General features: G+C 72.1%; 17 protein-coding genes. 6 read left to right on the top strand and 11 right to left on the bottom strand.

From position 1 onward, the window contains the following. The first annotated feature begins 153 nt into the window (after positions 1-153). From GEMRO_RS0114275 to GEMRO_RS0114260, 4 genes are all read left to right on the top strand, one after another. Positions 154-789 (top strand): HAD family hydrolase, encoded by a 636-nt coding sequence (locus GEMRO_RS0114275; protein ID WP_027134535.1) that lies wholly within the window; start codon positions 154-156, stop codon positions 787-789. Then, a complete protein-coding gene (locus GEMRO_RS29710) occupies positions 789-3131 on the top strand; it encodes a penicillin acylase family protein (RefSeq protein WP_051329074.1) in 2343 nt (780 codons plus the stop codon). Before GEMRO_RS0114275 ends, GEMRO_RS29710 begins: the two co-directional genes overlap by 1 nt. A gap of 169 nt (positions 3132-3300) precedes the next feature. Next, on the top strand, positions 3301-3909 hold the full coding sequence (locus tag GEMRO_RS32730; protein ID WP_051329073.1) for a helix-turn-helix transcriptional regulator: 609 nt from the start codon (positions 3301-3303) through the stop codon (positions 3907-3909). A 141-nt stretch (positions 3910-4050) separates the two neighbouring features. Further along, positions 4051-4482 carry a helix-turn-helix domain-containing protein gene (locus GEMRO_RS0114260; RefSeq protein ID WP_027134534.1) on the top strand — a complete coding sequence of 144 codons (432 nt, stop codon included), beginning with the start codon at positions 4051-4053 and terminating at the stop codon, positions 4480-4482. A gap of 49 nt (positions 4483-4531) precedes the next feature. On the opposite strand, the gene GEMRO_RS0114255 is transcribed toward GEMRO_RS0114260, so the two are convergent. Continuing rightward, complete coding sequence (locus GEMRO_RS0114255; protein WP_035487264.1) at positions 4532-4966, bottom strand: NUDIX hydrolase; 435 nt, start codon at positions 4964-4966, stop codon at positions 4532-4534. Positions 4967-5220: 254 nt separating this feature from the next. Here GEMRO_RS0114255 and GEMRO_RS0114250 point away from each other — a divergent pair, with 254 nt between their 5' ends. Both GEMRO_RS0114250 and GEMRO_RS0114245 read left to right on the top strand, forming a co-directional pair. Next, positions 5221-7368, top strand: a complete 2148-nt coding sequence (locus GEMRO_RS0114250) for a putative bifunctional diguanylate cyclase/phosphodiesterase (RefSeq protein ID WP_027134532.1) — start codon at positions 5221-5223, stop codon at positions 7366-7368. 27 nt (positions 7369-7395) lie between these two features. Next, positions 7396-10014, top strand: a complete 2619-nt coding sequence (locus GEMRO_RS0114245) for a hybrid sensor histidine kinase/response regulator (RefSeq protein WP_027134531.1) — start codon at positions 7396-7398, stop codon at positions 10012-10014. A 1342-nt stretch (positions 10015-11356) separates the two neighbouring features. On the opposite strand, the gene GEMRO_RS0114240 is transcribed toward GEMRO_RS0114245, so the two are convergent. The 10 genes from GEMRO_RS0114240 to rfbG form a co-directional block, all read right to left on the bottom strand. Further along, positions 11357-12331 (bottom strand): crotonase/enoyl-CoA hydratase family protein, encoded by a 975-nt coding sequence (locus GEMRO_RS0114240; protein WP_027134530.1) that lies wholly within the window; start codon positions 12329-12331, stop codon positions 11357-11359. Between the two features lie 170 nt (positions 12332-12501). Further along, complete coding sequence (locus GEMRO_RS0114235; RefSeq protein ID WP_027134529.1) at positions 12502-13752, bottom strand: hypothetical protein; 1251 nt, start codon at positions 13750-13752, stop codon at positions 12502-12504. After that, a complete protein-coding gene (locus GEMRO_RS34255) occupies positions 13749-14855 on the bottom strand; it encodes a glycosyltransferase (RefSeq protein ID WP_027134528.1) in 1107 nt (368 codons plus the stop codon). The genes GEMRO_RS0114235 and GEMRO_RS34255 overlap by 4 nt, the downstream gene beginning before the upstream one ends. Beyond that, the gene (locus GEMRO_RS0114225) at positions 14852-16636 is read right to left on the bottom strand and encodes a glycosyltransferase (RefSeq protein WP_027134527.1); all 1785 of its coding nucleotides are present in this window, start codon (positions 16634-16636) and stop codon (positions 14852-14854) included. The genes GEMRO_RS34255 and GEMRO_RS0114225 overlap by 4 nt, the downstream gene beginning before the upstream one ends. 3 nt (positions 16637-16639) lie before the next feature. Next, entirely contained in the window at positions 16640-17761 is a 1122-nt protein-coding gene (locus GEMRO_RS0114220) for a glycosyltransferase family 4 protein (RefSeq protein ID WP_027134526.1), read from the bottom strand. Further along, entirely contained in the window at positions 17758-18696 is a 939-nt protein-coding gene (locus GEMRO_RS29695; RefSeq protein WP_051329071.1) for a glycosyltransferase family 2 protein, read from the bottom strand. The genes GEMRO_RS0114220 and GEMRO_RS29695 overlap by 4 nt, the downstream gene beginning before the upstream one ends. 5 nt (positions 18697-18701) lie before the next feature. Continuing rightward, the gene (locus GEMRO_RS29690; RefSeq protein WP_051329070.1) at positions 18702-19706 is read right to left on the bottom strand and encodes an NAD-dependent epimerase/dehydratase family protein; all 1005 of its coding nucleotides are present in this window, start codon (positions 19704-19706) and stop codon (positions 18702-18704) included. 10 nt (positions 19707-19716) lie between these two features. Next, positions 19717-20268, bottom strand: coding sequence for a dTDP-4-dehydrorhamnose 3,5-epimerase family protein (locus GEMRO_RS0114205; RefSeq protein WP_027134525.1), 552 nt, complete (start codon positions 20266-20268; stop codon positions 19717-19719). Next, positions 20261-21085: a sugar phosphate nucleotidyltransferase gene (locus tag GEMRO_RS0114200; protein WP_027134524.1), complete on the bottom strand. Its 825-nt coding sequence runs from the start codon at positions 21083-21085 to the stop codon at positions 20261-20263. Before GEMRO_RS0114200 ends, GEMRO_RS0114205 begins: the two co-directional genes overlap by 8 nt. After that, a complete protein-coding gene (rfbG, locus tag GEMRO_RS29685; protein WP_051329069.1) occupies positions 21072-22205 on the bottom strand; it encodes a CDP-glucose 4,6-dehydratase in 1134 nt (377 codons plus the stop codon). Before rfbG ends, GEMRO_RS0114200 begins: the two co-directional genes overlap by 14 nt. Positions 22206-22241 lie beyond the last annotated feature (36 nt).

Genomic DNA, 22241 nt, shown 5'->3' with positions numbered 1-22241 from the left:
AGGAGACGGTGGGACCCGGTAAGGCCGGTGTGCCCGGGGTGTGACGCAGGCCGGGCCAAGATGCCGCCGTGTCACCGGCCCGTCGAGAAGCGACTTGATGATGCTTCGGGCCGGTCGTAGCGGCATCCCAGCTTATTTTCAGGGACGGATCGCATGACGGAAGATCGCGGCGTCGAGACGGTGGTGTTCGACTTGGGCGGCGTGCTGGTCGACTGGAACCCCCGCTACCTGTACCGGACGATCTTCGACGATCCGGCGGCGATGGAGCATTTCCTCACCCATGTCGCGAGCGGCGCCTGGAACGAGCAGTTCGATGCCGGCCGCATGATGGACGAGGGGATCGCCGAGCTGCTGGCGGCCCATCCGCATCACGAGATGCCGCTGCGCGCCTGGAAGAGCCGCTGGATCGAGATGATCAAGGGGCCGATCCATGGCAGCGTCGCGATCCTGGATGAGCTGGCGGCGCGCGACACCCATCTGGTGGCGCTGACCAACTGGTCGGTCGAGACCCTGCCGCTGGTCCGCCACGACCCGGGCTACCCGTTCTTCGAGGAGTTCGCGAAGATCTACGTCTCCGGCGAGCTGAAGATGATCAAGCCCGACCCGCGCATCTTCGCCCATGTCGAGGACGATCTGGGCAAGGCGCCGGACCGGCTCCTGTTCATCGACGACAACCCGGCCAACGTGGCGGCGGCCCAGGCCCGCGGCTGGCGGGCCCATCGGTTCACCGAGCCCGCTTTGCTGCGCGCCTGGCTGGTGGAGCAGGGCCTGTTGGGCCCGGCCGGCTGATGGCCAGGCGGGCGCTGCGCCGGCTGGCCGGCGCCCTCGCCCTCGCGGCCGCCGCCGCTGCGCTCCCGGTCCTGGCGATCGGGATCGGCTCGCTGCCCGGGATCCGCGGCAGCCAGGCGCTTCAGGGGCTGGACGGCCCGGCCACCATCGCCCGCGACGTGTTCGGCGTGCCGCATATTCAGGCGTCCAGCGAGCGCGACGCCTACCGGGCGCTGGGCTACGCCCAGGCGCAGGACCGGCTCTGGCAGATGGAGTTCCAGCGCCGGGTCGCCCAGGGCAGGCTGGCGGAGGTGGTCGGCGCCGCAGCGCTGCCGGTGGACCGCTACCTGCGGGTGCTGGGCCTGCGCCAGGCGGCCGAAGCGTCGCTGGCGGCACTGGATCCCCATTCCCGCGACCTGCTGGACGCCTATGTCCGGGGCATCAACGACTGGATCGAGGGCCGCGACCGCCTGCTGCCGCCGGAGTTCTGGATCTTCTGGCACGAGCCGGAGCCCTGGACCGCGGCGGACAGCGCGGTCTGGATCAAGATGATGGCGCTGACCCTGGACGGCGACATGAACGGCGAGCTGCTGCGCAGCCGCCTAGCCGGGCTGCTCTCGCCGGACCAGCTCCAGGACCTCTGGCCGGGCATCCAAGCGCCAGAGCCGGAGCGGCAGGCCCTGCCGGCGGCCCGGGCCAGCCGGCTCTTGGCGACGCTCCCGGCTCCTCCCGGGCCCGGCACCGGCTCCAACGCCTTCGCGGTGGCGGCCTCGCGCAGCGCCAGCGGCGCCGCCCTCCTGGCCGGCGACCCGCATCTCGAACTGCGCACGCCCGGGGTGTGGTACCTGGCGCATCTGCGCGCCCCCGGCCTTGCCGTCACCGGCGCCACCATGCCGGGCCTGCCGTTCGTGGTGATCGGCCGCAACGACACGCTTGCCTGGAGCCTGACCACCACCGGCGCCGACGTGCAGGACCTGTTCGTCGAGACCCTGGATCCGGCCGATCCGTCCCGCTACCTCACCCCGGACGGTCCGCAGCCGTTCGAGCTGCGCCAGGAGACGATCCGGGTCGCGGGCGGCCAGCCAGAGACGCTTGAGGTGCGCCGGACCCGGCACGGCCCGGTGATCTCCGACCTCATGGAGGATGCCGCCCGGCCCGGCACGGTGCTGAGCCTTTCCTGGACGGCGCTCGATCCCGCCGACACCACGATCGCGGCGGGCTTCCGCCTGGCTCATGCCGCCGACCTCCAGGAACTGCGCACCGTGCTGGCGGCGTATCGCAACCCGGTCCAGAACTTCGTCGCCGCCGACGCGACCGGCGCGGTCGGGCTGCTGGTGGCCGGCGCGGTGCCGATCCGGCGCAGCGGCGACGGCTCCATGCCGGGCGACGGCGCCAGCGGGGAGTCCGACTGGGTCGGAACGATCCCGGCCGACCAGCTGCCGGTCAGGCTCGATCCGGCCACGGGCGTTGTCGCCAACGGCAACGACCGGGTCGAGGACGGCGACTACCCCTACACGATCAGCGCCACCGCCGAGCCGGTCTGGCGGCGCCGGCGGATCGAGGCCCTCCTGGCGGGGCGCGACCGGCTGGACGGCACCGACCTGATCCGGATCCAGCGCGACCATCGCTCCGGCTTCGCCCGCGACCTGCTGCCGGTCCTGCTCCGGACGGACGGGTTGCCGCCGGCCCTGGCGGAACTGCGCGACGCCATGCGCGGCTGGGACGGCACGATGGCCGAGGACAGCTGGCGGGCCGGGCTGTTCCTGGCGTTCGCCGAGCATCTGTCGCGGCTGGTCCGCAGCGACGAACTGGGCGCTGCCGCCGGCGAAGTCGGCGGCCTGCGCGGTGCGTTCCTGGTCCGGGTGGTCCGCCAGCGACAGGCCTGGTGCGACGACCGGCGCACTCCGGTGACGGAAGACTGCGCGGCGCTGGCCGCCCGGGCCCTGGCGCAGGCGCACCAGGCCCTGGTGGCGACGTTCGGGCCGGAGCGGGAGGCCTGGTCCCTGCACGAGGTCCAGACCGCGCTCCTGCCGCATCCGGTGCTGGACAGCGTGCCCGTCCTGGGCCGCCTGTTCGGCCACGCCGCCAGGAAGGCCGGCGATCCGTACAGCGTCGACGTCGCCGGTGCCTCGGTCGATCCGGCCCTGGTGCGCCGGACCGTCACCCACGCAGCCAGCCTGCGGATCCTGGTGGACCTGGCGGAGCCCGACGCGATCCAGATCGTCGCCGCCGGCGGACAGAGCGGGCATCCCTGGTCGCGCTGGTTCGGCGACGGGGTCGACCGCTACGCCGCCGACCGGCGGACCACGCTGCCCTCGCGCGACCTGCCGGTCCGGCTGGAGCTGACGCCGGCCGCCCGGTGAGCCGGCTTGATCGGGCGCTACAACCTCCACGTCCGCCCTTCCCGGAACATCGCCGCACTCCCAGTGGCTCCCAACAACCCGAGGATGATATAGTTTTTCTCGATGAACTGAGATATTCACCCTAGTCGATGAACCGCAGGTGGACCGGGGTGTAGTTCGGGAGGGCAGGATGATCGGCGACAGCTTTGGCACGCGCCTGCGGGCGCTGCGCTCTGCCAAGGGCTTGTCCCAGGTGGAGCTGGCCCGGCTGATCCGGCGCCACCCCACCACGATCGGTCCCTATGAGCGCGACGAGTATGCCCCGCCGCGCGAGGTGGTCGACCGGATCGCCGAGCTGCTTGAGACCACCCCGGAATATCTTTGGTTCGGCCGCAGTCCGGACCGCCCGGCGCTGACCGCAGCCGGCCGGATCGGTGCCGGTGGCATCGGCTCGCCGCTGGCGACGCCGCTTCCGCCGTTTTCCCTGCGGGTTGAACGGCTCCAGGCCTGGCTGGTCGAGGACAACAGCAACGCTCCGTTCTATCGGGCCGGCCAGCTGGCGCTGGTGGCAGCCGACCCGGTCGATCCGGCCGAGGTGGCCGGCCGCGATGCCCTGGTGCGCCTGGGCGATGGCCGCGAGCTGCTGCGCCGGGTGCTGCCGGGCCCCCGTCCGGAAACCATGCTGCTCTGCCTGGCCGGCGGCGGCGGCGCGATGCTGGCCGCGGTCGCCGAGGCGCGGCCGGTGCTGGGGGTGCTGGAGGCCACGGCCGTCGGCACGGCCCGGGCGGAGGAACTCTAGGAGCCCAGCTATCATGGTTGATGAGAAATTATCGAAGTGCTGGCTTCCGGCAAATTTGTCGGTATTTTAGCGAAATCGATCGGGACGCGAGACGGAACCGGGTTCCGAGGGAGTCTCGAACGCGGTTGGAGATTTCGCCTCATGAATCAGGTGGCCACCACCAAGGTCGTCGCCCGCGGGACCGGCGGCCGGTCCCGGGCTCTCGATGTCGACCATTATGTTTCGATGCGCATCCGCCAGCGCCGCATCATGCTGGGCCTCACCCAGCAGCAGATGGCCGAGCTGATCGGGGTGACCTACCAGCAGGCGCATAAATACGAGACCGGCATCAACCGCATCTCCGCCGGCCGCCTGTTCCAGATCGCCCAGGCGCTGGGCGTCGAGATCAGCTATTTCTTCGAGGACGTCGAGCCCGACAAGAACGCCAAGCCCAAGGACAAGGAGCTGATGCCGCAGCAGCGCATGCTCCTGGAGCTGGCGCGCAACTTCTCGTCGATCGGCAACCGCAAGCACCAGGACGCCTTGTGCAACCTGGCACGCGTCCTGGCCGGCTCCGAGCGCGAGGAAGCCTGACGCCAGCCGTTCCCGGCCCCGTCCAGGGGCCGGACGCAGGGAGCGGGGCTCAGTCCGCCGCCAGCGCCATGGCCAGGATCCGCCGGGTCTCCGCCCAGGCGACCGCCTTGTCTGCCTCGGCCGGCGTGAACCAGGCCGCTTCCGCAGCGTCGTCGCCGGCAACCGCTTGGTCGTGCAGCGCGTCCGCCACGAAATCGATCAGCGTGTAGTGCCAGGCCACCTGGCCGTCAGGGTCGCGCTCGATCAGGTCGACCACCGTCAGGAGCCGGCAAGCTCCCAGCGGCAGGCCCGCCTCCTCCTGGACTTCCCGGCGCGCCGCCTCCTCCACGGTTTCGCCCAGATGCTGGCGTCCCCCGGGCAGGCTCCATTGCCCGACCCGTGGCGGCTTGCTGCGCCGGATCAGCAGGACCTTGCCCTGGTGCCGGACGACCACCCCCACGCCGACGATCGGGTTGGGCGGATAGTCCCGCCGGTCCGCCGTCACCAGCACCGCCCGGCCCGGCAGGGCGGCCTGCCGGAACTTCCATATGCGCGAAATGTCACAATAGCGTACTCAACCGTGAGGCTATCCATTGACTTGATTTTTCTCGCCCGCATCATCTGCGGGATCAGGGAAGAGGTCGTTGTGTCGCCCATGTCCGTCCCTTCCGCGGCGCTTCGGCCACCGAGGACGCCCGGCACCGTCGCACGCTACCCGCCGCTCGGAGCGGATCCGGCCGGTCTCGGCATGGAGGCCGGATGGCCAGGATAATGGTGATCGACGACCGGGTCACCAACCGCAACGTTCTGACCCGGCTCGCCCAGTCGGTCGAGGAAGGGTTGAGGGTGCAGGCCTTCGCCTCCCCGACCGACGCCCTGGCCTCGATCACGGCGGACAGCGTTCCCGACCTGGTGGTCACCGACTTCAACATGCCGGGGATGAACGGGGCGGAGCTGATCCGCCAGCTGCGCGGCCAGGCCGGCTGCGAGCTGATCCCGATCATCGTGGTGACCGTCTACGAGGACCGCGACTTCTGCTACCGGGCCCTGGAGGCCGGGGCCACCGACTTCCTGCTGAGCCCGGTCGACCATCTGGAGTTCCGGGCCCGGGTCAAGAACCTGCTGACCATGCGCCGCCAGCAGCGTCTGCTGGCGGAACGGGCGGCCGACCTGGAACAGCGCCTGGTCGGCGAGGGCGGCAGCGCCGCCCTGCTGCTCGACCCGGCTGCCTTGTGCCAGCGGCTGGAGATGCCGGCCTTCGTCACCGATCCGCTCGGCCGGGTGGTGGCGGCCAGCGCCAGCTGGGCCCGCCTGATGGGCCTGGACCTGCCGCAGGCGCCGCACCGCCCTGGCCGGCTGCCGCGCCTGGACGAGCTTCTGGGCGAGGAGTTTGCGCTGCGCCACCGGCTCCAGGCCGACAAGGTCCTGGAGACCGGCCAGGCGCCGGAGCATCCCTGGGTCGAGGCGGTCGGCACCGGCGAGGCGGCGCGGCGCATCCTCCTGACCTGCGCGCCGCTGGCCGATCCGGCCGGCCAGGTCGCCCATGTGCTGACCATCTGGCAGGAGATCGACGGGCTGCTCCGCGCCGAGGCCGGTGTCCAGCCGGCGGTGCGGGTCGACGCGCTGACCGGCCTGCCCTCGTTCCCCGCGCTCCTGGAGCGGATCAGCCAGGAGATCGGGCGCACCAGCGCCGACGGCACGCTGCTGGCCGTGGTGCATCTCGACATCGACCGGTTCAAGAGCTTCAACAACGCCTATGGCGATGCGTTCGGCAGCACCCTGCTCCAGGCCCTGGCGCGGCGGCTGCGCAGCCGGATGAAGGAGGTCGAGACCCTGGGCCGCCTGCGCTCCGACGAGTTTCTGGTGGTGCATCCGGGCCTGCGCCGGCCGGACGAGGCCGCCGAGCTGTGCGGCCGCTTGAGCGAGATCTTCGCCGAGCCGTTCCAGATCGAGGACCGCGAGATCAGCGTCAGCGCCTCGATGGGCGTCACCGTCTGGCCGACCGACGCCCATGACCTGGACCAGCTGCTGCGCAATGCCGAGCTTGCCATGCACCGGGCCAAGCAGTCCGGGCGCGACACCTGGCGGTTCTTCGCCGAGGAGATGAACGTCACCGCCAAGCGCACGATCCAGCTCGAGCGCGAGCTGCGCCAGGCCCTCACCTCCCGGCAGTTCACGGTCTACTACCAGCCCCAGCAGGACCTGCGCACCGGGCAGCTGGTGGGCGTCGAGGCGCTGGTGCGCTGGAACCACCCGCATCGCGGCATCGTGCGCCCGGGCGAGTTCCTGCATGTCGCCGAGGATATCGGGCTGATCGCGCCTTTGTCGAACTGGGTGCTGCAGCAGGCCTGCCGGCAGCTGGGCGCCTGGCAGGAGCGCGGGATCGGCGGCTTCAACCTGTCGGTCAACATCAGCCCCGGCCAGTTCCGGGAGAAGGGCGTGGAGCGGCAGATCGGCCAGCTCCTGGCGGAGACCGGGATCGACCCGAAATGGATCGACATCGAGATCACCGAGGATGCGCTGTTCGAGAACACCACCCAGGCGATGGCCACGATGCGCTTTCTGTCCGGGCTCGGCCTGTCCTTGTCCCTGGACGATTTCGGCACCGGCTATTCGTCCCTGGCCTATCTGCAGCGCCTGCCGGTGCACCGGCTCAAGATCGACCGCCAGTTCGTGCTCGAGATCGAGAACGACGCTCAGTCCGGCCGGATCGTGCACATGATCGTGGAGCTCGCCCGCACCCTGGGGCTGACCGTCCTCGCTGAGGGGGTGGAGACCCAGGGTCAGCGTGCCGCCCTGCAGCGGGTCGGCTGCGACCAGATCCAGGGCCACCTGATCGGCATGCCGATGCCGGCCGAGGAGTTCGAGCGCCTTTATCCGGGCGCCGGCCGGAGATGGCCCGGATGAGGCGGCGGACCTGCGGGAAGATGCGGCTTGGCCGCGGCTGAACCGGTCCCGCCGGCCGAGCGGCCGGGCCTCCTGGCCAGGTTCCGCCAGCGCCTGGCCTCGCGTCCGGACACCGAGCACGAGCAGGCCTTGATCCGGATCGGGTTCGCGCTGGCGATCGCCCTCTACATCCTGGCCGCCTCCCCCACCCATGCCGATCCGGCCCGGTTCCTCCTGCTGGGCCTTGGGATCAGCGTGGTTGCGCTGGTTTTGGCGGTTCTGGTTCTGGTGCATATTCTGGTGTGGCCCGGGGTGAGCGTGGTGCGCCGGGTTTTGGGGATGCTGATCGACACCGGCGGGGTGAACGCGGTGATGCTGGCGGGGGGGATGACCGCGGCGCCGTTCTACCCGATCCTGTTGTGGATCATCTTCGGCCACGGCTTTCGCTATGGCCGGCCCTATCTGTTCGGCTCGGCGGCGGTGTCGCTGGTGCTGTTCGGGCTGGTGGTGCTGCTCAACCCGGACTGGCGGCAGGTGCCGGCGTTGGACGTGGCGATGATCCTGGCCCTGGTGGTGCTGCCGGCCTACGTGTCGGTGCTGCTGCGCAAGCTGGAGCAGGCGATCCGCCGCGCCGAGGCCGCCAACCAGGCCAAGAGCCGGTTCCTGGCGGTGATGAGTCACGAGTTCCGCACCCCGCTCAACGCGGTGATCGGCCTGTCCGACCTGCTGCGCCAGGACGAGGCCGACGACGACCGGCGCGAGATGGTCGGCACGATCCGCACCGCGGCCGGCACCATTTTGGGGCTGGTCGACGCGGTGCTGGACGCGGCCAAGATCGAGGCCGGCCGGTTCGTGGTGGTGACCAAGCCGTTCGACCTGCACGCGCTGTTGGGCGTCCTGCGCGGCATGCTGGAGCCGCAGGCGCAGGCGCGCGGCCTGTGGCTGCGCCTGGTGCTGGACCCAAGCGTGCCGCCGCATCTGTCGGGCGACGTCGCCGCCCTGCAGCAGGTGCTGGCCAACCTGGTCGCCAACGCGCTGAAGTTCACCGAGCAGGGCGGGGTGACCCTGCGGGTGGCCAGGGCGGCGCTGCCGGACGGCCGGGCCGGGGTCGGCTTCGTGGTCGAGGACACCGGGATCGGCATCCCGCCTGAGCTGCAGGCGCGGATCTTCGAGAGCTTCACCCAGGCGGAGGACACCACCAACCGGGCCTATGGCGGCACCGGGCTGGGGCTGACCATCGCCAAGGAGCTGGTGGAGCTGATGGGCGGGCGGCTGACCCTGGCCAGTACGGTGGGCGAAGGCGCCCGGTTCGGCTTCGTGCTGCCGCTGGCGCCGGCCCCGGCCCCGACGGTGGCGTCCTTCCCGCTGCACGGCACCGTGGTGGTGCTGGGCCGGGGAGACCTGGCGGCGCGGGCCCGGGCGGCGGTGGAGGCGGCCGGCGCTGCGGCCATGGCCGCCGGCGACCTGGCCAGCGCGGTGCGGGCGCTGCGCCTGGGCCATGGCCGCAAGCTGCTGGTGCTGGCCGAGCCGCTGGCCGAGGACCTGGCCGAGCTGGCCCAGCTGGTGGCGCGGCGGATCGAGGGCAGCGTCGACCTGGTGCTGGTGCAGCCGCCGGAGCGGCCGGTCCCGGACGCTGCCCTGGCGGCGCTGGCGGCGCCGGACCTGGAGCGGGACCTGCCGGTGCTGGTGCGCGCGGCGCTGGCGCCGCACCAGGCCCTGCCCGACGGCCGCCCGGCGCCGGTGCGGGCGGCGCATCCGGCCCGGCTGCTGGTGGCCGAGGACAATTTGACCAACCAGCAGGTGGCCAGGCGGATCCTGGAGAGCGCCGGGCACCAGGTGGTGGTGGTCGGCTCCGGGCAGGAGGCGGTCGACCGGATCGCCGCCGAGGCGTTCGACCTGGTGCTGATGGACCTGAACATGCCGGGCATGAGCGGGATCGAGGCGCTCAAGCTGCTGCGCTTTGTCGAGGACGAGCTGCCGCCGGTGCTGGCGCTGACCGCCGACGTCACCGAGGCCACCGTCGAGGAATGCCGCCAGGTCGGCTTTGCCGGCCATGCCGTGAAGCCGATCGACGCGCCCATCCTGCTGGCCCAGATCGACCGCCTGGTCGAGAACCGCGTCCGCCCCCAGCCCCCCGCCAGTCCACCCCCGGCCCCCGCCAGCCTGCGCGTCGTCCATCCCGCCACATCAGGCCAGAGGGCGGCGCCTCCACGACCGGCTGCGCCGGCAAGGCCGGACCTGCCGGCACGGCCCGCCGCGCCCGCCGAGGCCCGCCCGGCCCTGGCGCTGGCCCCCGCCAGCGAAGGCCGGCCTGCCCTCGACCGGCGCAAGCTGGACGGGCTGGCGGCGCTGGACCATGGCGACGGCTTCGTGGAGGAGCTGATCGACACCTTCGTCGCCGAGGCCGGCGAACTGATCCACGCGATCGAGCGGGCGGTGGCGGAGGGCGATGCCGCCGCCATGCGCGACCATGCCCATGCCCTGCGCAGCAGCGCCGCCCATGTCGGGGCGAGCGCGCTGTTCGACGTGCTGCTGGGCTGGCGCGGCCTGGACGACGCCCGGCTGCTGGCGCGCGGCCCGGCGGAAGTCCAGCGCCTCCAGCTGGAACTGGAACGGGCCGCGACCGGCCTGCTGGCCTGGCAAACCGAGCACGCCGGGAGAAGCTAGATCCTTGTCCATCCGGATCCTGCTCCGGGACGTTCCGTGGCCGAGGTCCGTGCGCCCTGGCGAGGCGGCCGTTCCGCTCCGTGCCGGCTTTAACCGGGCGGAACGGGCTGGTTGCGGAAGCCGCGCCGCGGAACCTGCCCATGGAAGGCAGCCGGATTCCTCAAGGCGCCTTCCCGGCGCATGGCCCTCCGGCGGTCCGGCCGCTTCAGGCGCCATCCCGGCACGACGTCAAACCTTCGCCATGGCCGGGAGCCGGGACCAGATCCATTCCCGTTTCCCAGGCAGTCCCAGCAGCAGCCTAAGACTTTCGGCCCGCCGACCCGAGTGACGGAACGAAAAGCCACCCTGAACGCCTCAGCCGGCGCTGCTCCACCGAGACGGCAATGGGCGCGAGGCGCGAAGCGGCCGTCCTGAGAACACAGGCGTCCCCTCCCGCCCGACCGGCGGCTTTCCCAGGGATGGCCCCTGGGTGAGTGCTGCCCCAAGCCTCGAGCGGCCTCAACGCCTCCTCGTCATCCCGACATGGCCGCCTGCGGCGACCTCCCTCGGATCAGGTGGTATCCGGAGGCCCGCTTCCGAAGCACTGCCCCCTTCGCCAGCCACTGGCAGCGGCCGGCGCGCCTCCTGAGCAGCACCGGCTGACCGACATTCCTCCAAGCCGCTGCCAGCACGTCATTGATCGCTCTGCCGGCGGACCGGTTGCTGGCGCTGAGGCTGTCCCCTCCTGGGGGCAGGTCCAGTGCATCACCACCTGATCGGTGGCGCCATGCATTGCTCATCCAGGCGCACAGGGCCTGGCGGTGACCCGGCATACCGTTCCCGTCCGGGAGGGACGCCGCGCGCCCAGCAACGGCATCGAGCCACCATCCGGCTGCGAGCATGTCGCAGGTGCCTGCGGTGCTGGAGAGGCTGCCGGCGGACATCGGGCAGCAGCGTCCGCCTGGTCACTGCTGCCCGAGCAGGCCAGCCGAGGCAGCAGGGCACCGGTGCGAGCGGCGCGACTGTCCTGTTCGGCGTCTGCCCGAAGGCCGCCCGCAACGGCGAAGCTTCCGGAACAGCCCCCCACTGCTCCCATGCCGGCCAGCCCATGCCTGCGGCGCGGAGCTGCAGCACCGCCGATCCGGCCCGGCCGATTCTCAGGATGGGCGGGACCAAGGTTAGGGGGTGAGGTTGGCCCGCCGGCCGATCCCATTGGTCGTGGCCGGACGGCCTGGCCGCCCGTTCCAGGCTGGCATCGGCGTTGGATCGCCATTGCAACCGGATAGCCCGGAAAACAAAGAAAAGGCGCGATGCCGGGAGGCATCGCGCCGAGCGGGGAACGCGGAGAAAAACGGAAAGAAGATCAGGCGGCGGTGCAGCTGCGGCCGCCCGGGGTCGCCCGCTTTTTTTCCTGGACACGGGCGAGGCAGTCCATGCGGCGCAGCTCGTCCTCGCCGAGGTCGAGGGCGAGGTCGACCCACAGGTCGACGATGTCGACCAGCTCGGCCTTGCAGGGCGGATCGGCGCGCTCGCGGACCTGCTTGAGGGTGAGCAGGGTCTTGAAGCGGCGGGCGTTGTCGGCGACGTAGCCGCGCAAGGTCGCCTCGGCCTGACCCTCGGCGCAGACCAGGTCGACCAGGCCCAGCGCCTTGACCTCGGCCGCCGAGCGGGACAGGCCGTCCTCCAGGATCTGCCGGGCCAGGGCGGCGCCCAGCTTGCGCTTGAGGAAGCTGTAGCCGCCCATCCCGGGGAACAGGTTGAACAGGATCTCGGGCAGGCCGAACTTGGCGCTAGCCTCGGCGATCACCAGGTCGTCGGTGAGCATCGCCTCGAAGCCGCCGCCGATCGCGTCGCCCTGGATCAGCGCCACGGTCAGGATCGGCAGGCCCAGGCTGGTCAGGTTGTCGTGCAGGATGTCGATGGCGAGATGGGCGTAGGCGCGCAGCCCGGCCTCGTCCTTGGCACGGATCATCCCGGTGAAGGTGGCGAGATCGCCGCCCAGGCTCCAGGCCTTGGGCGCCTCGGACGCCCAGACCAGGTAGCGGAACGGGATCTCCTCGGCCGGGCGGCCGGCATAGAGCTCGACCAGGTGGTGCTGCAGGCGGCGCATGTCCTGCATCAGGGCCGGGGTGTAGCAGGCCCGGGCGCGGTGCTTCATCCGCGCGAACAGCAGACCCGCCGAGGCATCCAGCTCCACGCTCAGATGCTCCAGCTCCAGCTCCGGCGAGCGGCTCCGCCACGACGGGAAGCGGGTCACCGTGGCGCTGCGCCGCTCCTCGCGGAACGCCCGGCTCTCGCGGTTGAGCAACGCATGCAGCTCGCGGGTCGAAGCAGCCATCTGGTTTCTCCGCTCGCCGTCGGTCCATCGCGGGGACATCGACCGGCGAAGTTCTCGTCCACTTCCCTCTGCATCAGTAAATAATCTCCAAGATCAATTTCTCGCAATCATTATCGTTTCGGATTCGATTCGACTTTGCTTTCAAATATCAAACTGATTTGGATGGCATTTTATTGAATTATCACCGGATCAGGATTCGCTTCTGGTCGGACCTGCACCGCCGGCAGGTATCGGCAGATCCATGCCAGCCCCAGCACCCGCGCCAGCTCGACGCCGCCGCGCAGCAGGACCGCCGCCTCCAGCCCCCACCACCCGGCCAGCAGCAGCAGTGCCGGCCAGGACAGGACCTGGCTGCCGAGCTGCAGCCCGGCCACCTGGCGCGCCGCGCCTTGCGCGCAGGCCAGAGCCGCCAGCACCGCCGAGACATGGACCAGCACCACATAGAGGCTCGCCATCGGCAACAGCAGGGCCGCCGCCTGCCAGGCCGGCCCGAACAGATGCCGCACCAGGGGCGGTCCCAGCACCGCCAGGCCGGCTGCCGCCAGCAGGCCGAGCGTCCCGGTCTCGACCAGGACCAGGCGCAGCCGCGCCGGACCCGGCGACCCGGCCCGGGCGAGGCCCCCTTGGGCCAGCCACCATTGCGCGCTCGCCTGGGCCGCCAGGGTCGCGGTCTGCGCAATGGTGACCACCAGACCGAACGTGCCGGCGGCCTTCGTGCCCAGCACCAGCGCCACCAGGAGCAGGTCCGCCGACAGCGCCAGCTGGTTGGCGGCGCTGACCAGGAAATAGGGGGTACCCGCGGACAGGAGGCGGCCGGCACCCAGCGGCCGCCGGCCAAACGGTGCTGGCGGCATCCGCTTGAGCTCCAGCGCCGCCAGCGCCGCCGAGCCCGCCCAGCCGGCGAAGGTGGCGAACGCCAGCCCGCCAGCACCCAGCGGCCCCGGCAGGAGCAGCACGGCCAGCAGGAACAGGACCGGGCGCAGGACCTGGGTGGCGCCCGCCGGCAGCGGGCTGCCCCGCACCAGGGCCGCCCAGTCTAGGTTGACCGCGATCGCGGCCAGGGCCAGGGCCAGCCAAACCGTCGCCACCAGGAGTTCGGGGCGCCAGAGCAGGGTCGCGGCGACAAGGCCGGCGATCGCCAGCCCAAGCGGCAGGAGCCGCGCCCGCAGCAGGTCCCGCACCAGACCAGGGCAGGCATGCCCCCGCCGCCCGCCTTCCTGCAGGGCGACGCCGCGCAGCCCCCATTCCGCGACATGCTGGCTCCAGCCAAACAGCGCGAACAGCACCACCCAGGCGCCCCAGCCTTCCGGACCCAGCGCCCGCGCGGCCACCATGGTGCCGAGCAGCCCGATGCAGGCCGCAGCCAGGCGGGCGCCGGTACCGACCAGCAGCGGCAGCAGGCGATCCTGAAGGGCGGTCACGCGCCAGCCAGGACCGTGCGGTAGAGGTCGATGAGCGGCTGCATCAGGTCCCGCTCGACATCGCCGGACAGCCGGCTGGACGGCCGGTAGCCGCCGCACGAGAGCACCGTCGCCATTGCCCGGACCCCGTCGGCCAGAGCCACCGGATCGTCGTCGCACACCAGCCCGCTGCCGGGCTCGATCCAGCGCCGGACGTCGCCGACATCGGTGGCGACCACCGGCCGCTGCCGCAGCAACGCCTCCTTCACCACGGTCGGCGAGGCCTCGTAGCGGCTGGTGAGCAGCAGCAGGTCGTGGGCATCCAGAAGGGCCGCAACCCGGTCGTGCGGGACCAGGCCCAGACAGCTGATACGGCCGCGCGCCAGGCTGGCGGCGATCCGCCGCTCCAGCCGGGCCTGCAGGCTGCCGGCGCCGGCGATGCTGAGGGTCCAGCCCTGGTCGTCCCGTCGGACCAGTTCCTCCAGGACCTCGACCGCCCGTTCCGGGTTCTTCTGGTGCTCCAGCCGGCCGAGCAGGAGGAGGTGCTGGCAGGAGCCTGGCGGACGCGGCGGCGGGTCGGCCAGCCCCTGCAGGTCCACGGAGGCTGCCAGCACGGCGGCGCGGGCGAAGGCGGCGGGCGCCACCGTGCGCTCCAGTTCCGCGCGGTCGCGCTCGCTGACGCAGACCAGCCGGTCGGCCAGGGACACCGCCCGGCGCTCCAGCAGCTTCATCCAGAAGCGGATCGGGCGCGCCAGCCGCCCGAGCAGGCCGTCCAGCACCCGGCCGCTGACATTGTGGTAGGTGATCACCACCCGGCCGCGCCCGGGGCAAAGCAGGTATTTCGGCCAGGCCGCGTAGTTGCGGTGGAAATGCAGGACCTCGTCCCGGCCGATCCGGTGGCGGTTGCGCCAGAACCAGCACCACAGGGCCAGGTACCAGCGGCCGAAATGCGAGCTGCGGGAGATGTAGTCGATCCGGGGATGGTCCTGGTCCTGCAGGCGGGCCGCCACCAGCCGCCAGTCCAGGTCCGAGCCGGCCAGGGCGCGGAAGATGCCGCGGAAATGCTCGGCGCCGCCGCCCTGGTCGGCCGCCTGCGGGTCGTTGGCGTAGAAGACCCGGATCAACCCTGCGCCCTTAGCGCGTCGGAGGGCGGTGCAAGGCCCACGATCCGGTCGAGCTGCTGGTCGGCCGCCTCGATGCTGCCGTCGTTCAGGAGCACAGGGAGCCCCAGGCGGGCGGCCAGGCGCCGGTAGACAGCCCGGCGGCGCAGGAGCTTGGGATCCATCAGGGCGTCCGGACGCGTCCGGCCGATCAGCAGCGGCTCGCGCTCGACCAGCACCACCTTGGCCGGCTGCGGCAGGAGCGCGAACAGGCGCGGCGCCAGCCGGTCGATGAGCTCGTCGTCGAGGCCGGTATCGACCGCGACATCCACCAGCTGGTCCAGGGCGCAGCGGTCCATCACCACGAGCCCGCGCGCCGAAGCGGGCCGCACCCGCAGCCAGGCATCCAGCACGAGGTCGATCCGCTGCAGGAAAACGAACGGCCGGCCGTACCGGTTCTCGAAATCGTGGACGCCGACCTTCACCCCGCCGACCACCAGCTTGCGGTTGTGCCCGGTCAGGCGGGCCAGGGCCAGGAGGGGCTTGCTCAGATAGTTGCGGAAGCGGCTCCAGACATGGGTGCTGCGATGGCCGGCATCCGCCAGGCGGGCCTGCAGCCGCTGGGCCAGCACCGACTTGCCGGCACCGTCGATGCCGATCAGGGCGACCGTGCCCAGGCGCTCGGGCCCGAGCGGCGCCAGTTCGGCCAGGGGAGCCACCGCCTGCTCCCAGCGGGTCCAGCCCTGCGCCGCAACCGCCTGGCGGGGCCGGCTGCAGGCCTGGCGCAGCGCGTCGGGCAGCGCGTCGGCGGAGGCCGCGACCAGGCCGTCGAAGGCGCGGGCGAACTCGGTGACCCCAGCCGTGTCCAGCACCACGACCGGCCGGCCGGTGAGCCCGGCCTCGATCACCACCAGCGGGGCGTCCGAGACGGTGACCCGGAACGGCAGCAGGTGGACGTCGGCGGCGGACAGGCGCCGGCTCATCTCGTCGGCGGAAAGCATCCCGGTCACCACCTCGATGGAGGCGCGCCAGGGCGAGCGCTCGACCCGCGCCAGGAAGCGCTGGGTGGCCTCCGGCCGGTCGTCCGGCCGCAGCAGGAGCTGCAGCCGCGCCGTCAGCCCCGCTGCCCTCGCATATTCGAAGGACTGCAGCGCCAGGTCGGCGCCGCGCAGGGCCAAGGGCGGGCCACTGTAGAGGATGGTCGGGATCCAGGTGCCGACCCGGGCGGGCGGTGCTGCGGGAGGCTCGACCTGCGGATGGATGGTCACCGACGCCTCGATCCCCAGCTCGGCGAAGCGCGCTTTGGCCGCCTCGGACACGAAGACGAGGCCGGAGGCGCCGCTGGCCCTGAACCCGCGGCGCAGCATGGCACCCGGCAGCAGCGAGCCCAGCAGGGCGCGGCCGAGCAGATGGCGCTCGCGCCACAGGTCCAGCGGCGCGATCCGCAGGAAGTCGCCCAGCCGGAACGGCTGCGCCGCCACCACCAGGAAGGTGGGCGCCCCCAGCCGGAACCGGCCAGGCCGCAGGAACTCGTGGATGCCGACCACCACGAAGATCCGCTCGGGCCGAAGCTCGGCCAGCGCCTCCCGGGTCGCCCGGGTGGGCTCGTCGCGTCCGAACAGCCTGGGCACGCTTGCCACCGCGAACGGCTCGCCGGCCGGGGGAGCGGCGGCATCGGTGAGCATGGTCACCCGCCGGCCGCGCGCGCGCAGGCCGAGCGCGATGCCGCGCGCGACATGCCATGGCTGGCGGCGGATGCGATCTTGCTCGAATCCGAAACAGACGAGGACGTCGTGGCCAGTCATGGTTCAGGCAGCCTTTCGATGAGATTCCTCGAAAAGATCGGCGAGTTCGTCGACCGTCCGCTCCCAGCCGAGCTGGCGCTCCACGGTGCGGCGGGCGTCGCGGGCGCGCCGCGCCATCTCGGCGGGGCTCCCCAGGCTCGACCGGATCGCGTCGGCCAGCGCCTCGGGTGTGCGCTCGGCGATGCGCAGCTGCGCGCCGGCCGCGACTTCCCGGACAAGGCCGGTGGCGGTGGTGATCAGGGGCGTGCCCAGCGCCATCGCTTCCAGGAGGGTCAGCGGACCGGTCTCATAGTCGGCGGGATTGACGAACAGGTCGGCGGCGCGATGCGCCAGGATCACCTCCGGATGGGGCAGAAAGCCGTGAAAGTGCAGCCGGTGCGCCAGCCCGAGCTGGATGGCGTGGCTGCGCAGGTCGGCCTCCAGGGGCCCCTCGCCCACCAGGTCGAGGGTGACCTCGTCGGGCAGCCTCGCCATCGCGTCGAGCAGCCGGAACAGGCCCTTGCGCCAGCCCAGGCGGCCGACGAACAGGAGCCGCGTCCCGCCGCGCACCCGGCGCTCGAAGGGAAACCGGGCGAGGTCCACCCCGTTGCGGACGACCGCGACCTTGCCGGGCGCCACGCCGTAGCGCTGGACGATCTCCTCCCTCACGCAGTCCGCCACCGCCACGACCCGCTCGGCCCGGCCGAACCAGGCCCGCTCCATCGGCCGGGCGACCAGCCGGGCCTGTCCCCGGATCAGCCCGGCGCGCCAGGACCGCTCGGTGAAGGATTCGGTGTCGGCGGCAAGGGTGCCATGGCAGGTGACCACCACCCGGGCATCGGTGCGCAGGAGCGGCAGGAGCGGCAGGTGGGCGTGCAGCAGGTCGAATGGCCCCAGGCGGTCCAGGAGGTCCTGGAGCAGCGGGCGGGTGGCCTGGTGATGGAAAGGGCGCAGCGGCCGGTGCGGCCAGTGGTGGACGCGGACCCGGTCGAATTTGCTGGTGCGGACCTCGCCGAACGCCTCGCCCTTGGCCAGCACCTCGACCTGGTGGCCGCGTGCGGCCAGGCGCTGCGCGGTCTCCAGAACATGCCGGCCGATCCCTTCCCGCGGCGGCAGCACGTTGTTGGTGACGATCGCGATCCTCATGGCTGCCTCCCCGGTGCAAAGTCGCTGCGCCAGAAGAAGTCCTGGCCCGACAGGATGGCGGCCAGCGGGTTCGGCAGGTGGGCGCCGAGCATGCCGGCCCGGTAGCCCAGCCACTTGGCGGCCAGCGCGACGAGCACGCCCGGAAGCCGCGCCGGCGCCCGGGCAGCCAGGTCGCGCAGCAGCAGGCGGGCGAACCGGCGGCCCCGGGCCTGGTCGCCGCCGGAAGCCAGCAGCAGGGCGGCGTGGTGGGCGCGGGTCCAGCCGATGTCGAAATGGCGGCGGAACTCCTGCACCGGCCCGTAGCGGTGGGAGTGTCGGACAACGGCGTCGGCGACATAGGCGACCCGTTCGCCGGCCTGGAGCAGCCGGGCGACCGCGATGGTCTCCTCGCTCACCAGGGTCGGTTGGAACCCGCCGATCCGGTCGAGGGCGGCGCTGGACCAGGCGGCCCAGGCGTTGGAACAGAAATGCACGCCGCTGCCGAGCCGGGCCTGGTCGCGGGCGGAGCGCAGCTCGCTCTGGCCGGGATAGCTGAAGGCGCGGCCGAACGCCTCGACCGCATCGGCTCCCTCATGCGGGAGCTGGCGGCCATAGGCACAGGCGGCCTGGCCGGTCCGGACCGGGTGGACCAGCCGACCGAGTTCGCTGGGCCCTGCCGGATAGGCGTCCGGCGTCAGCATCACCACGACCGGGGTGCCCAGCAGGCGGCGGGCCTGCTCGCGGGTGGCGCCATGGTTGAAGCTTTGCCGCGGCACCAGCCAGGTCTCCGCCCCCAGCGCCCGGGCCCGCTCGACGGTGCCGTCGCCGGAGGACGAGTTGACCACCAGGACCCGCGGCCGCTCCGGCGCCTCCAGCAGCGGCGGCAGGCAGCGGTCCAGGTGGCGGCGGCTTGCATGGGTCACCACGATCACGCCGATGTCGGGGCGGCCGGGCATCGCCGTCACGCCGGCTCGAAGACGCGTTCGACCAGGCGTGCCAGCCGCCGCGCATGCCCGCCCCCGCCAAAGCGCTGCAGGTACCAGACCGCCAGTTCCTCGAACGCCCGCGCCTCGTCGAAATCCGGGTGCAGGGTGGCGGTGGGCTCGGTGTTGCAGCGGATCCGCGGCTGGACCCGGTCGCCCGGGCCGCTCTGCGCGGACCAGCGGGTCGGCACGCCGAAGAGCGGGCCCAGGGCCCGGGCGAAGCGGGCGGTGAAGCCGGCGATCGTCTCGACGCGGCCGGAGGGTCCGCAATGCCGGACCGTCTTCGGGTCCGGGCGGCCATGGGTCTCGTGCACGAACCGCGCATAGGCGTGCGCCAGGAGGTCGACATGGATGTGGTCGCGGACGAGGCCAGGCTCCTTCAGGGTCGGCACCTGTCCGGTGAGCCAGGATTCTGCCAGCATGCTGGTGAGGCCAGGCTTCTCCATCGGCCCGAACGGATGGGGGATCACAAACTTGCCCAAGGACAGCTGGCGTTCCTCGGCGGCGTGGCGGACCACCTGCCAGGTCAGCGACTTGGCAAGGCCATAGCCGCCGATGGCGCCCCAGGGCGCTTCGCTGCGCCCCTCGTCGGCCTCGAACACTGTGCCGGTGAAGACGAGGGTGCGGCCGCCGCGCGCGGCGAACCGCTCCAGGACCCGGTTGATCCGATGGGTGTCGGCGCGCAGCGCCCCGACCACGTCGAAGTCGGCGGCGCGATGGTCGCCGACGGTTGCGCCGTGCATGCACAGGATGTCGTGGGGACCCTCGTTCGCCAGCAGGTCGAGGAAGCGGTCGGACCCGAACGGCGCCTCGTCGACCTGGCGTACCCGCCGGGCCAGGAGCGCGCTGCGCTCGCGGACCCGCGGACCATCCTCGGCCGTCCGGCCGCGGCGGGCGGCGGTCACCACCGCCCCGGATCCGGCCAGGCGCCTGGCCATCCAGGCGCCGGTGAACGAGCTCGCACCGGTCATCAGGACGCGCATGCCGGCCTCCTCACGCTGCCGCCAGATGCCAACGGGGATCGAAGTCCGGCAGGCTCCGGTCCTTCGCGGACAGCACCAGCGGCGCGCCCGACCAGCCGATCCGAAACGCCGGATCGTCCCAGCGCACCCCGCGCTCGTGGACCGGCGCGTGCGGGCGCGAGGTGACGTAGAGCAGCACGGTGGCGTCGGTCGCGGTCAGGAAGCCATGGGCGCAGCCGGCCGGGACCAGGACAGCCTGGGGCCGCCCGGCATCCAGGCGCAGGCTGGCATGGGCGCCGAAGCTCGGGCTGCCGGGGCGAAGATCCAGCACCACGTCCTGGGCGGCCCCGGCCAGGACCGTGACGAGCTTGAACTCCGCCGCATCTCCGAGCTGGTAGTGCAGGCCGCGCAGGGTGCCGGCCCGGGTCGAGCGGGACAGGTTGACCTGGACGGCACCGGCGTCGAAGCCGAGTTCGGCCAGCGTCGACTGGCAGAACAGGCGGGTGAACGAGCCGCGCTCGTCCGCGCGGGGGTCCAGGTCGAACACCCGCATGCCCGGGAGCGGCCGGCCGATCTCACGCATCAAGCAGCCCTCCGACCCGGCCGGCCCAGGGGGCGGCGCCGGCTTCCCAGAGCGCCTCGATCCGCTCCTTGTCGCGGCTGGTGTCCATGCAGGACCAGAACCCGGCATGCTTGTGCACGCGCAGCTGGTTGTCCTCGGCCAGGCGCTGCAGCGGCTCGGCCTCGAGGACGCAGCCCGGCTGCTCGGACAGGTAGCCGAGCATGCCGCGGCGGAAGAAGAAGTAGCCGCCGTTGATCCACTGGTCGGTGCGCGGCGGCTTCTCGGTGAACCGGGTCGGGCCGTCGCCGTCGAGCTGGATCTGGCCGAACTGCGAGGGCGGCTGCACCCCCAGCATGGTGGCCAGCCGGTCATGGTCGCGATGGAAGTCGAACTCGGCCATCAGGTCGACATCAGCCAGGCCGTCGCCATAGGTGACCGCGAAATGCTCGGCATCGCCCAGATAGCGCGCGGCGGCCCGGGCGATCCGGGCGCCGGTCATGGTGCCGACGCCGGTCTGTGCGACGGTGACGTCCCAGTCCGGCCAGGCGCGGGTCTGGTGCCAGGCGACCGAGCGGTCGCGCAGGTTGACGGTGAAGTCGGCGTTCCACAGATGCCAGTGGGCGAAGAACTCGCCGATCACGTCGGCGCGCCAGCCGGTGCAGAGCACGAAGCGGCGGAAGCCCTGGCGGCCGTAGACCTCCATGATGTGCTGGAGGATCGGCCGGTCGCCGATCTCGACCATGGGCTTGGGGCGATCGGCGGCCAGATGGCCCAGGCGCGTGCCGAACCCGCCGCACAGGATGAAGACCGGGACCTCCGCCGGCTCAGGCCGCGACATGGGCGTGTCTCCGGGCATGGGCAGGGAGATCCAGCAACGTGGCGCCGTCCGGCTGATCGAGCGTGCCGGTGCGGCTGCGGTAGAGGGCGATCTGCTCGTCCAGCCAGCCGGCATCGCCGTCGCGGGCCAGGCGCTTGTAGCCCTGGGCGGTCCAGCGCAGCGCCTCGGCCATGCCGAGCCGGGGCTGCCAGGACAGGCGGCGTCCGGCCCGGCCGGTGTTCAGCCGCAGCACCGCCTCCTCGCGGGCGGAGAGCGGCGGTGCCGCCTCCCAGCCCTGGATGCCGAACGCGCCGGCCAGCGTCTCCGCGATCCTGGCCACGGTCCACTCGCTGCCCGCCGGCGGCCCGAAGTTCCAGGCAGTGGCATGGGCCTCGGGCCGCTCGTGCAGCCTCTGGGCCAGCAGGAGATAGCCCGAGACCGCGTCCAGCACGTGCTGCCATGGCCGCACCGCGTCGGGATTGCGCAGCCTGGGCGGTTCGCCCTGCAGGAAGGCCCGGGCGAGATCCGGGACCAGCCGGTGCGGCGCGAAGTCGCCGGCCCCTAACACGTTGCCGGCCCGTGCCGAGGCAAGGCCGCAGGTCAGGCTGCCCGGGAAATAGGAGGCCCGGAACGACTGGATCGCGATCTCGGCGCAGGCCTTGGATGCGCCATAGGCCTCGTAGCCGCCGAGCGGGTCGTCCTCGGCGCAGGTCCGGCGCTGGTCCAGGTAGCATTTGTCGGAGGTCACCAGCACCGCGGCCCGGACCGAGCCTATCCGGCGGATCGCGTCCAGCATCGCGACGGTGCCCATCAGGTTGGTTCGGAACGTGCCGACCGGATCGTCGTGGCCCTGCTGCAGGATCGCCTGCCCGGCCAGATGGAGCACCACCTCGGGTTGAGCCTCCTCGACCACCGCCCGCAGCGCCTCCGGATCGGCGACATCGCCTTCGCGATGCTCGATCCGCCCGGCCAAGCCGGCGGCGGCGAACAGGGACGGATCGGTGGGCGGCGTGCCGGCGAACCCGGTGACCCTCGATCCCATCTGCGTGAGCCAGGCGGTAAGCCAGCTGCCCTTGAAGCCGGTATGGCCCGTGACCAGGACCTTGCGGCCTTCCCAGAAACGCGGATCGATCTCCGGCACTGCTGTCACTCCGACCCTGGAAGAGAGTGCGTCACC

Source organism: Geminicoccus roseus DSM 18922 (assembly GCF_000427665.1).
Taxonomy (GTDB): Bacteria; Pseudomonadota; Alphaproteobacteria; order Geminicoccales; family Geminicoccaceae; genus Geminicoccus; species Geminicoccus roseus.
This window is presented reverse-complemented; position numbering and strand designations above follow the sequence as displayed.

Excerpts from the sequence above, each read along its gene's own strand:
- GEMRO_RS0114275 (WP_027134535.1), top strand. The coding sequence starts at position 154 with ATGACGGAAGATCGCGGCGTCGAGACGGTGGTGTTCGACTTGGGCGGC.
- GEMRO_RS0114220 (WP_027134526.1), bottom strand. The coding sequence starts at position 17,761 with ATGAGGATCGCGATCGTCACCAACAACGTGCTGCCGCCGCGGGAAGGG.
- GEMRO_RS0114225 (WP_027134527.1), bottom strand. The coding sequence starts at position 16,636 with ATGACTGGCCACGACGTCCTCGTCTGTTTCGGATTCGAGCAAGATCGC.
- GEMRO_RS0114240 (WP_027134530.1), bottom strand. The coding sequence starts at position 12,331 with ATGGCTGCTTCGACCCGCGAGCTGCATGCGTTGCTCAACCGCGAGAGC.
- GEMRO_RS0114205 (WP_027134525.1), bottom strand. The coding sequence starts at position 20,268 with ATGCGTGAGATCGGCCGGCCGCTCCCGGGCATGCGGGTGTTCGACCTG.
- GEMRO_RS0114260 (WP_027134534.1), top strand. The coding sequence starts at position 4,051 with ATGAATCAGGTGGCCACCACCAAGGTCGTCGCCCGCGGGACCGGCGGC.
- GEMRO_RS0114250 (WP_027134532.1), top strand. The coding sequence starts at position 5,221 with ATGGCCAGGATAATGGTGATCGACGACCGGGTCACCAACCGCAACGTT.
- GEMRO_RS0114200 (WP_027134524.1), bottom strand. The coding sequence starts at position 21,085 with ATGTCGCGGCCTGAGCCGGCGGAGGTCCCGGTCTTCATCCTGTGCGGC.
- GEMRO_RS29695 (WP_051329071.1), bottom strand. The coding sequence starts at position 18,696 with ATGCCCGGCCGCCCCGACATCGGCGTGATCGTGGTGACCCATGCAAGC.
- GEMRO_RS29690 (WP_051329070.1), bottom strand. The coding sequence starts at position 19,706 with ATGCGCGTCCTGATGACCGGTGCGAGCTCGTTCACCGGCGCCTGGATG.
- GEMRO_RS29710 (WP_051329074.1), top strand. The coding sequence starts at position 789 with ATGGCCAGGCGGGCGCTGCGCCGGCTGGCCGGCGCCCTCGCCCTCGCG.
- GEMRO_RS32730 (WP_051329073.1), top strand. The coding sequence starts at position 3,301 with ATGATCGGCGACAGCTTTGGCACGCGCCTGCGGGCGCTGCGCTCTGCC.